This is a genomic window from Frankia sp. CoWAU3 (assembly GCF_977971855.1).
On sequence record NZ_CDWWXB010000177.1, the window covers coordinates 1 to 3,630 of the forward strand.

Here is a 3,630-nt window from a genome sequence, read left to right on the forward strand (position 1 = left end):
CTTAACGCAACAGGCCGTCACACCACGCGACCTTCGCGCAGCCCTGGGTATTAACCGGCTTGCGGTGACTTTGAGTTAAGCCGCTGAGAGGGTGGGGCCTCTCAGGTGGGCAGCCAGGGGCGGCCCTCAGCGAGGTCGGCAAGTAGAGAGAACAGGAACCACCCCGCACACAGAGAACTTGACAGAGAACTTGACAGCACCCACCAGAGAACTTGTCAGCACCTGCGGGCATCGGATGACGGGGTGCTGTCACACCCCGGCCAGCCGGTTCCCGTCGCACAACTACCACTGCGGCTACCTGCGCGCCAACTACGGCACCGGCGGGCTGTGTCAGCACCTCGCCGGCCCGGCGCTCGACCGCTACGTGACTGCCCAGCTGCCCGGCGCCACTACCAGCTTGCCGAACCAGAAAACCGGCTGGTCACCCGCCAGCTGGAAACCGGCTGGGAGACGGCCCTGGCCAACCCCGGCCCCGGCCGGACACGATCCCCGAAATCCCGAAATCCCGAAATCCCACAGGCACAGGCCTCACCAGCCGGCCAGAACCCCGGACCGGCCCACCAGACGACCCCAGCCGAACCGCTCAACAAGACGACCTAACACACCCGATAGCCAATCGATTGCCGATCATGGAAAACGCGAAAGTCGAGTGGCATCGGGCGCCGATGATCGGTGCTTACCCGGGTAGCTGCCGCCAGATTTCGCGCCAGCGGGTGTCGGACAGGGAAGCCGGATCGGCGCCCTCGGCACGGACTGTGCCCTCGACGGCGGCCAGCCGGTCCCGGAAGCGACGGGCGGTCGCCCGAAGGGCCCGCTCCGGATCGACGGAGGCCATCCGGGCGAGCGCGACGGCGGCAAAGAGCAGATCACCGATCAGGTCGTCCCCCGCCGTGCCCGACCGGGCCAGTACGGCGGCCATGGCGGCGATCTCGGTGACCCGATCGCCCGCGTGGGTCACACCCCCAGCGGCCGTCCCGGTCAGCGCGAGATCCGCCGGGACGCCGATGCCGGCAGCCCGCTTCAGCAGCTTGGCCGCGAGGGACAACGCCGGTTGGGAGAGTGGGACACCCTCGGTCACCGAGACGCGCCCCTTCTCGACCGCCTTGATCGCGTCCCAGTTGGCGACGACGTTCGCCGGACCGTCCACGACCACGTCACCGAACACGTGCGGATGACGGCGGATCAACTTGGCCACCAGACCGGCCGCGACGTCATCGACGTCCCAGCCGTCGTCGGCGCGCTCGGCTGCGATCCGAGCGTGGAAGAGCACCTGCATCAGCACGTCGCCGAGTTCCTCGCGCAGCTCGGTGAGATCGCCGTCCTCGATCGCCTGATACGCCTCGTACGTCTCCTCGACCAGGTACGGGGCGAGCGAGGTGTGAGTCTGCTCGGCGTCCCAGGGGCAGCCGCCCGGCGACCGCAGGCGGTCCATGACCGCGACGGCGTCCAACAGGCTCGAGCCGGGCAGCTCCCTGGTGGCCACGAGGCTCGTCACTTCGGCCCCGGTCACCCCGTCGGCGCCGGCATCGTTCCGTTCCCCGGAGCCACTCGCCTCGTCGAGGAGGCAGTCGAGGATGCTCGGCGCAAGCGGATCGGGTAGCCAGGCGACCTCGGCCGCCGCGGGATCAGGCAGGGCGGCCCGGATGAGGGTCACCGCGCCGGCCAGACCGCCGGGATCGCCGGGATCGACGATCAGGACGGTCGCACCGGCCGCCCGCAGCGCGGCGAGCTGAGGATGCGTGGGGCTCGCGGTCAGGACGGGCACCGTGCGCACGACATCCCACGCCCGGGCCGTGAGAATTCCCGGTGCCACCCGGGGGCTGGTGACGACCACGGTGATCCGCATCAACATGTCGCCGTCCGCTCAGGATTGGGTGGTCAGGTCCAGGATCGGCGTGGGCGCGGGCTTGCTGGCGATCGAGCCCTCAGCGGCGACCACGGCGAACTGCTTCGTGTCCCAGGTACCAAATCGTGGGTTTATCGAGATGGGATCCCGGGACTCGGCCTGCGCGAGTAGCGGACGCACCTTCGTCGCCCGTTTGTCCGCCACCAGGAACCGAGCCAGGTAGGGCTTGGCCTGCCGGTAGCTGAGAGGGATCTTCCCGATCTGATCGACGATGCTGTCGTACTGGGCGCGGGTGTCCGCGTCGGAGGCGAGGACACCCGGACTGATCTTGTCCCCGAGCGCCGACTCGAACGCTCCCGAGCGGACGATCGTCGCCACGTCCTGCTGGGCGAAGCCTGCCGCGGCGGCTCGCTGCTCGAACGCCTTCACGCTGCCGAACTGCAGGATCGCGTACGCCTGGTAGTAGGACGCGATGTCCTGGCCGGTCAGCGAGATCCCCAGCCGCTTCGCCTCACCGGAGATCAATTCGAGCTGCACGAGCGTGGTCAGGGTTCGTCGCTGGAGTTCACCCCGGTTGAGACTCTGCGACGCCGACTGCGAGGTCTGCGGGATCGGTACCGTCTGCGCGGCCTTGAGCCCGCGGTCGACGATGCCGCGCAGCTGGGAGGTCCCGATGGTCTGCGAACCGACCTGGGCGGCGGCCCCGGCATGGGTCGTGCACCCGGTACCGACGAGCACGAGGAGCCCGACACCGGCGAGGAGACGGGAAAGCTTCACGAGCCGAGACGGTATCCGCTCAGCGTGGCGTACGGTACGGCGCCCTACGCCAGGAGTCAGATCGAGGCCGCCGCGGCGGCGACCGAGTCGCCCGCGACCGCATGCAGGAGCTGGCCGACCCAGGCGAGCAGAGCCCGGTCCCGCAACGGCCGGGAACCGATGCGCCCCGTCTCGGTCGGCGCGGGAACGAGTACGGTCCGCACCGCCGGTTTGACCACGGCGCCCCGGTAGAGCCGGGTCAGCCGGAGTGTCTGACTCTCCCGCAGCTCCAGCGGAGCGAACCGGATCTGGCGACCGGCGGTGATGATCTCCGTGACGCCGAAGCGCCGGGCAAGCGCCCGCAGGCCCGCGACGGCCAGCAGGTTCTCGACCGGTTCGGGCAGCGGACCGAACCGGTCCACGAGCTCGCCACGCACCTCGTCGATGTCGGCGTCCGTGGCGGCGCCGGCCAGCCGCCGGTAGGCGTCCAGCCGCAGCCGCTCGCTCGGCACGTAGTCGTGCGGCAGGCTCGCGTCGACCGGCAGCTCGACCTTGACCTCCGGGGGCTTCTCGATCCCCTCCTTGCGGTACTCGGCCACCGCTTCGCCGACCATCCGCACGTACATGTCGAACCCGACCGAGGCGATGTGCCCGGACTGCTCGCCGCCGAGCAGGTTGCCCGCTCCCCGGATCTCCAGGTCCTTCATGGCTACGGCCATTCCGGCACCAAGGTCGTTGTGCTGGGCGATCGTGGCGAGCCGGTCGTGGGCGGTCTCGGTCAGCGGCTTGTCCGGCGGGTAGAGGAAGTAGGCGTACGCCCGGTCCCGGCCCCGCCCGACCCGGCCGCGCAGCTGGTGCAGCTGGGACAAGCCGAACACGTCGGCCCGCTCGACGATGAGGGTGTTGGCGTTGGAGATGTCCAGGCCCGACTCCACGATCGTCGTGCAGACCAGCACGTCGAACTTCTTCTCCCAGAAGGAGACCATGACCTGCTCAAGCGCGTCCTCGTGCAGCTGGCCGTGGGCGGT

General features: G+C 69.6%; 3 protein-coding genes. All 3 read right to left on the reverse strand.

Annotation, left to right across the window (positions count from 1 at the left end; genetic code table 11):
• Window positions 1–676 precede the first annotated feature (676 nt).
• Entirely contained in the window at window positions 677–1,852 is a 1,176-nt protein-coding gene (gene mazG / locus AC08ON_RS14290) for a nucleoside triphosphate pyrophosphohydrolase (RefSeq protein ID WP_476608125.1), read from the reverse strand.
• 12 nt (window positions 1,853–1,864) lie between these two features.
• The gene (locus AC08ON_RS14295) at window positions 1,865–2,623 is read right to left on the reverse strand and encodes a SurA N-terminal domain-containing protein (RefSeq protein ID WP_476608124.1); all 759 of its coding nucleotides are present in this window, start codon (window positions 2,621–2,623) and stop codon (window positions 1,865–1,867) included.
• A gap of 56 nt (window positions 2,624–2,679) precedes the next feature.
• A partial coding sequence (locus AC08ON_RS14300; RefSeq protein ID WP_476617143.1) for a TRCF domain-containing protein occupies window positions 2,680–3,630 on the reverse strand: 951 nt, incomplete at its 5' end.

What these genes read in the sequence shown, in the direction of transcription:
- mazG (WP_476608125.1), bottom strand. Translation starts at nt 1,852, where the DNA reads ATGTTGATGCGGATCACCGTGGTCGTCACCAGCCCCCGGGTGGCACCG.